Genomic DNA, 6,302 nt, shown 5'->3' with positions numbered 1-6,302 from the left:
TGGTTCAACAACCGGGCCGAGAATTCACACCTTCCGTTTCGACGACGAGAACGAGCAATGTTGCGCTTCCGGCGAACGGGAACCTTGCAAAAATTCGTCTCCATCCACGCCTCAGTTCACAATCACTTCAACCACGAACGTCACCTTTACTCACGTGCCAATTTCAAGCTTAACCGCGCCGCCGCTCTCTCCGAGTGGCGTCAACTTTGTTCGGCATAGGTTGCTGTTTTTACCGGTAAACTGAGACTGGTTCGAATTAGTCTGACACCACCGCCCGAAGCCATCGTTACTGACCAATTGCGGTCGTATTGTGCTGCGATGAAGGTCATCGGAAATGCTGACCGGCAGGAAACAGGTCGTTGGAAGAACAACCGCGCCGAGAATTCCCATCTACCATTTCGACGAAAGGAGCGCGCCATGCACCGCTTTCGCCGAATGCGAAGTTTGCAGAAATTTGTTTCTACCCATGCATCCGTTTTCAACCACTTCAATCAGGATCGTAGCCTTTCGAAAAGATGCCATTTCAAGCTGAACCGCACCGCTGCTCTCGCTGAGTGGCGCGGTCTATGTGCGGCATAAGGGGCAGCGATGCTGGCCTAGTAGAGACTGGTTCGAACTTGTCTGACACCACCCAGAGCAGACATGCATACCCGTTCACGCAGGCAATATATTGTGGTTCGTTCTGAAAAGGTTGTCCGGATCATATTTACCTTTGATCAGAGACAATTTTTGACCGTTGTCGCCATAAGCACCTGCCATGTGATCCGCTTCATCTTCGGGCATGAAATTCACATAAGCGCTGCCAGTTGAATAGGGTTTCATCCGATCGTAAAGCAGGCGCGCCCATGTAATGCATTCATTGTCCTTTGCTGCATCTTCCCAGCGTGTGTGCACATTCATGATGAAATGTGACGACCGCGCCGGGTATGCCGTCTCACTTGTACCTACCCGTGACATTTCCCCACCCACATGAGCGATGAACACTTCACAAGCCGGATCCGGCAAAGTGGCAATCCCTTCGAGAAGTGTCGCAATTGCGTCTGAAGATAGATCGGCGAAATCGTGGCTCTTCCAATAATTTCGTGCTCCGGGCGTCAGCAGCGGATCAAAAGCGGCCTGCCAACCTACGAATGGATGCGGGGAAATGACATCAACGATCGGGTTTCCAAGACCACGCAACTCCTCCATTGCCGTTTCGCCTTCATCCATGGGCCCGGCATAGCAAGCTGCGAGAATGAGAACCTCACGACCGTGCCAGTCCTCTGGAAGAAATGGCAAAGGCGGAGCTTTCCGCATCACGCTCCAGACAGTCAATTCATCCGGCGCGCTGTCGGCAATTTTTGTGACTTCTGCCAGCAGACCGGGTGCCTCTGCGATCGGATGAACGATCAATCCAGACAAGACTTCTGGCCCCAGAGGATGCAGTTGGAACTCGAATGACGTAACCACTCCGAAATTGCCACCGCCGCCCCGTATGGCCCAAAAAAGGTCAGGGGCATTGGTCGCAGACGCCATGACGATACATCCATTCGCGGTCACCACTTCGACTGACAAAAGGTTGTCGATCGTCATTCCAAACTTTCGGGTTGTCCACCCAAAACCGCCACCCAACGTGAGACCTGCAATACCAGTGGTCGAATTTATCCCTGTCGGGACTATCAGCGCGTGAGCCTGTGTTTCACGATCCACGTCGCCCAGCACTGCGCCGGGTTCCACGCGAGCAGTTTGGTTCACAGGGTCCACATGCACCGAACGCATCTGCGACAGATCAAGCATAACCGTTCCATCGGCAACCGCATGGCCTGCAATCTGGTGGCCGCCGGATTTCACTGACATTACAAGCCCGTTATCGCGTGCAAAGTTTACTGATTTTTGCACATCGCTGGCCCCAAATGCCCGGATCACAAAGCCTGGGTTGCGGTCAACTATTCCATTCCAGATCGTCCGGGCGTCGTCGTACTCTGCACTGCCCTGAAGATGCACCTCCCCTCGGAGGGAAGCATCAAGTTCATTCAAAATCTCTTGATCTACAACAGCCGTTCCGCCGTCGAGTGTGACTAGTTCTAACATATGAAATGGCCTTCCTTTTTGAGGTAAGGCTTCTTGCAAGACTGCCTCGACTAGAGAAAGAGCCGCTTCTCACCTGTTCTCGGCGACTGGGCAGAACTTGTAACTAAAGTATTTGTTGGCTTAAATCGCTAGGCAAAGATGCCGGGATCGATCCGATCCACGGATGTTATGACGTCTGCTGGAATATTCAGACGCTCGGCGGCTTTTCGTAGGCTATCTTCGTCGGGTGCTTCGTACAGGCAGTATGTCTTGCGTTTATCAGCGCTCAGGAACGAAAAAATCCATTCGATGCCCTCTTCGTCATTGACCTCCTTAATCTGAATTTTGGCCTCGTTGTCTATTTCGAGCTGTTCCGCAAAATTTCTTTCAATAATAAATCTTGGCATATTTAACTCCAAACGTGTTTGCAGAGTTCCTAAGTCACTTGTCCCTCGAGCTTTGATTTAAGGGAAACCATACCCAAAATCTGGGCTGTTGCCAACGCTTCTGCTTCAAGATGAATAGCACTTTTCGCATCTTTGGCGCGACCGCGACGTCGCAAGGCGAACGCATACTCCGCCTTGCTGTGCGCAATCCACGGCGGTGCAGCCATGCTCATGTCAATTTCAATGGCCTTATCAAACATTTTTTCCGTAGTTCCCCAGTCGCCCATCAGGGCGGCAAGGCTGCCGAGTCGACGAGCAGCGGCACCAATGCACGCAGTTGTTGCACCCGCTGTAATTGTAAGATTTTCATAGGGGACAAGCATGTCAAAAATTGTTTGTGCATGGTTTTCGCTTTCTATCGCCACACAGATGTCGGCCAGATACGAAAGCGTTGTCGAGTACATGGCATCCGGTGTAATCGCAAATCTAGTTTCCGCTAATTCATTCAGAATGCGTTCGGCCGGTTCAATGTAACCCAACTCTGCTGCGATTACGGCGAAACCCGGTTTCCAACGTGCATCATTTGGGCTTTCAGTCATCAGCCGTTTGATGACTGGCGCGACCTCTTGCAAACGGCCCTGCTCACGGCGGATCGTAAACATCTGAACCCCATAAACGCCCTCAACATGTTTACCGTGAGTTTGGCGCCCAATCTTTAGTGCTTCGTTAGCATAGCTCTCGGCATGCTCAAATTTCCCTTCCAGAGTAGCAACCATTGCCCGGGCATGTGTTTGCACCCAATATAGCTGACGGTGATTATCTTTTGTTGATATCTCGGTCAGCAGCTCCAACGAGTTGTCCATCAACTGGCGATCCGCCATTTCCGCCCCAACAAACAGACTCAGCGTTCGGTCCCGCCCCTGGTCAATATTGCCTAGTTTCTCCGCAACCTTGTGCATGGCCTCAAGGTTTATACGCCAATCGCGCACTTCGTCTTCCTGTCTTGCAACAAATGACGCGGCAAATCGCGCCATCATGACGTGGAATTGGGATTTGAGGTCGCCCAGTTTCGCGGCCAACTTCAGACATTGTTGGCTGTACTCTGCACTTGCCTCAAATTGACCAGTGAACATGTAAGTGCGCGCCAGCTGGCTCATTAATTTGCATCGTCGGACCTCATCATGGTCTGGCAAGTCGTTCAGAGCCTTCAGGCAAACATTGATGGCTTGTTCATGCAACTCGCCAGCCATCATGCTTGAGTCAGCGAAATGTTGTGCAGCATCTGCCGCGATTTCGACATCTCCGATTTCACACGCGGCTTCTGATGCTTCTTTGAGAGTGGCGATACCTTCCGGCAATCGACCGACGCTATCATAGCCTCTTCCGACAAGAATTTTGCCAACGATCACTTCCCGGCTGGTTTCATCTCCTAGTTTGTGCGCGGCTTTGAGGGCTTCCTTTGCATTTGCCATCGCCTCATGACTGGCCGAACGAGCAAGAGCCATTTCGGTTGCAGACTGCCAGCGTTGAAAAGCTGCCGCCCAATCTTCCGCAGCGGTCAAGTGGTGTGCAACAAGTTCAGGGCGGCGCTCGATTTCAGCGGATCGAAGCAGAAGCAGAGCGCCGGCGACTTTCGCGTGCAGCTCTCTGCGGGTCGAGGCCAGCATAGATTGATAGGCTGTGTCTCGGATCAGAGCGTGCCGGAAAACAAAGTAGCCGCGGTTATGGCCGCTTTCGAATATTAAGCCTGATTTGCAAAGATCATCGAGGCAGTTCCGGATTTCAGCCTGGCCCTTATCCAATGTAGCGCGCAGTAACGCTGGTTCAAATTCACGGCCTATTACCGAGCCAGCCAGTGCCACTTGCTTGGCTTCCAGTGAAACAGCGTCGAGTCGTGCCATCAAAGTGCCCTTCAAAGACGAGGGCACTTTGAATTTTCCTTTTTCTCCTGACGTGACTATGGCGCGCGTCAATTCCTCGACAAACAGCGGAATGCCATCCGTCCTCTCAACAACCGTCTGAACGAGATCTCGATCAGGCTCGCTTCCGGAAATACTTCGGATCAAATTAGCAACATGATCAAAATCAAATCGGCGCAGCTGCAGCGTTTGAACATGGGCGTCACCATCGTCCTGGTCCAACTCCCAACCGGGTCTGTGGGTTATCAAGAGCATCAGCGGAAGATCCGCACAAATTGCTTTAAAACGATCTAGAAGAGCATTGGTCGACGGATCGATCCAGTGGGCATCTTCAATGAACAGAATGACTGGACGCACATTTGCACGCGCTTTGACGGTGTCAATCAGTGTCTGAATTGTAAGGTCGCGTTGTTCTTGGGGGGACAAATCGAGTATCTTCTGGGCGATCTTACTGCGCGGCGCCACCAGAGCCGCAAAAACTGGAAGCACCTGATCAATGTCCAAACCCTGCCTTGTTTCCAGCATTGCCTGTACTTGTTCCAAAACACGATCATCGTCAAAACCCGGTTCGACACCTGCGTCCTGAGAAATGCGTTCGGTAACTGGATGAAATGGGCTACTGGTCAGATAAGGCGAACAATTTAACCTTATTATATCTGCATTGCCTGCGATAGCATCGTCCGCCAGGAACTCTTCGGTCAAACGGGATTTCCCGATGCCTGCCTCACCTGCAAGCAACACGACCTCGCCCTTACCGTTATTGGCGCCTTTCCAAGCCTGACGAAGGATGCCGTTTTCAAGATTTCTCCCGACCAGTGCGCTGTTTGAATCCCCCCGATGTGTAGCACGAAATCGGCTTTCGGCACTGTGCTCAGCAACGACTTGTAAAAGCGTGCGTGGGCTGTCAAACCCTTTTAGCTCAACCTGCCCAAGTGAAGAAAATTCGAAAATTCGGCGCAGCGCCGCCTCTGTTTCCTCTTCAGGGAGGACTATCGTGTTAGGTGGAGCGTACTCTTGTATTCGCGCAGCAAGATTGAGGATCGGGCCTGTCATCGCTCCTTCTTCGTATGTGTTTTCTCCGATTGCGTCACCGACGACGACCTCACCACTTGCGACGCCCATCCGAACCGCCAAAGGTTCACCGTCCGGTGTTTCTAACTCTTTCACACGGTCCACCGCGTCCAGCCCAGCTTTTACGGCGCGAACTGCGTGGTCTTCGTAGGCGCTAGGCCATCCAAAAAACACCAAAAGCCCATCACCGAGATACTTGGCAACGTAACCTCCATAACGGCTGACAGCACCAGCAACTGCATCCTGATATCGCTGCAACAGGATGCGCATATCTTCGGGGTCCAAACGGTTGGTGAGTTTGGTCGACCCGACGAGGTCGGCAAATAGAACCGTTAGGTGGCGACGTTCCGCAATCGCGTTTGCATTTGGCTTTGACGAAACCACCGTATCAGGTGCGGAGTGGCCGGAAATTTGAGAGGGTTCATTTTGAAGGGTCTGCTCGTTCAAAGATGGCGCCAGCTCGGGCGTCGAAAAACTTGCTAAGCTGTTTTTGGGGTCTTTGATGGCAGCCAAAATGATCTTGCGATGGCCCAAGCTTACGCCCAATTCTTTTAAGTCATCATCAGTAAGCAACGGCAAGACTCTGTCATCTACATCATTATTGATGAATGAATCAGTGTACTGATCCAAACCGAGTTCGAAGAGCCATGCGTCGATGTTAAGGGCCATACTGTTAACAATGCTTGTTTATGAGATTTCGATCAAGAAATTGATCTCAGCATGGAACTCAGGGGACGGCAATGTCAGAGGAAACTCGGTTGTGAAGGGCAGGGTGGCGACCTAGCGTTGCCGAATGACAAAACGGTCCCCTTTTCGCTACTTCAAAACGAGCCCTGAGATTATCCGCCTTGCGGTGATGCTCTATGTCCGATTTCCA

4 protein-coding genes and 2 pseudogenes are annotated in these 6,302 nt (G+C 51.8%); 3 read left to right on the top strand and 3 right to left on the bottom strand.

Annotated elements, in window-relative coordinates; genetic code table 11:
- A partial coding sequence (locus tag ABJI08_RS13640) for a DDE-type integrase/transposase/recombinase (protein WP_348402400.1) occupies nucleotides 1-219 on the top strand: 219 nt, incomplete at its 5' end.
- 63 nt (nucleotides 220-282) lie between these two features.
- Nucleotides 283-579: pseudogene (locus ABJI08_RS13635) on the top strand (DDE-type integrase/transposase/recombinase); the annotation flags it as partial.
- A gap of 75 nt (nucleotides 580-654) precedes the next feature.
- On the opposite strand, the gene ABJI08_RS13630 reads toward ABJI08_RS13635, so the two are convergent.
- From ABJI08_RS13630 to ABJI08_RS13620, 3 genes are all read right to left on the bottom strand, one after another.
- Entirely contained in the window at nucleotides 655-2,070 is a 1,416-nt protein-coding gene (locus ABJI08_RS13630; protein ID WP_348402399.1) for an FAD-binding oxidoreductase, read from the bottom strand.
- Between the two features lie 128 nt (nucleotides 2,071-2,198).
- Nucleotides 2,199-2,456 (bottom strand): DUF4242 domain-containing protein, encoded by a 258-nt coding sequence (locus ABJI08_RS13625; RefSeq protein ID WP_348402398.1) that lies wholly within the window; start codon nucleotides 2,454-2,456, stop codon nucleotides 2,199-2,201.
- A gap of 29 nt (nucleotides 2,457-2,485) precedes the next feature.
- Nucleotides 2,486-6,094 carry an adenylate/guanylate cyclase domain-containing protein gene (locus tag ABJI08_RS13620; protein ID WP_348402397.1) on the bottom strand — a complete coding sequence of 1,203 codons (3,609 nt, stop codon included), beginning with the start codon at nucleotides 6,092-6,094 and terminating at the stop codon, nucleotides 2,486-2,488.
- A 124-nt stretch (nucleotides 6,095-6,218) separates the two neighbouring features.
- Here ABJI08_RS13620 and ABJI08_RS13615 point away from each other — a divergent pair.
- Nucleotides 6,219-6,302 (top strand): annotated as a pseudogene (locus tag ABJI08_RS13615) (IS6 family transposase); the annotation flags it as partial.

Origin of the sequence: Shimia sp. (genome assembly GCF_039969785.1) — a bacterium.
GTDB lineage: Bacteria > Pseudomonadota > Alphaproteobacteria > Rhodobacterales > Rhodobacteraceae > Shimia.
This window is presented reverse-complemented; position numbering and strand designations above follow the sequence as displayed.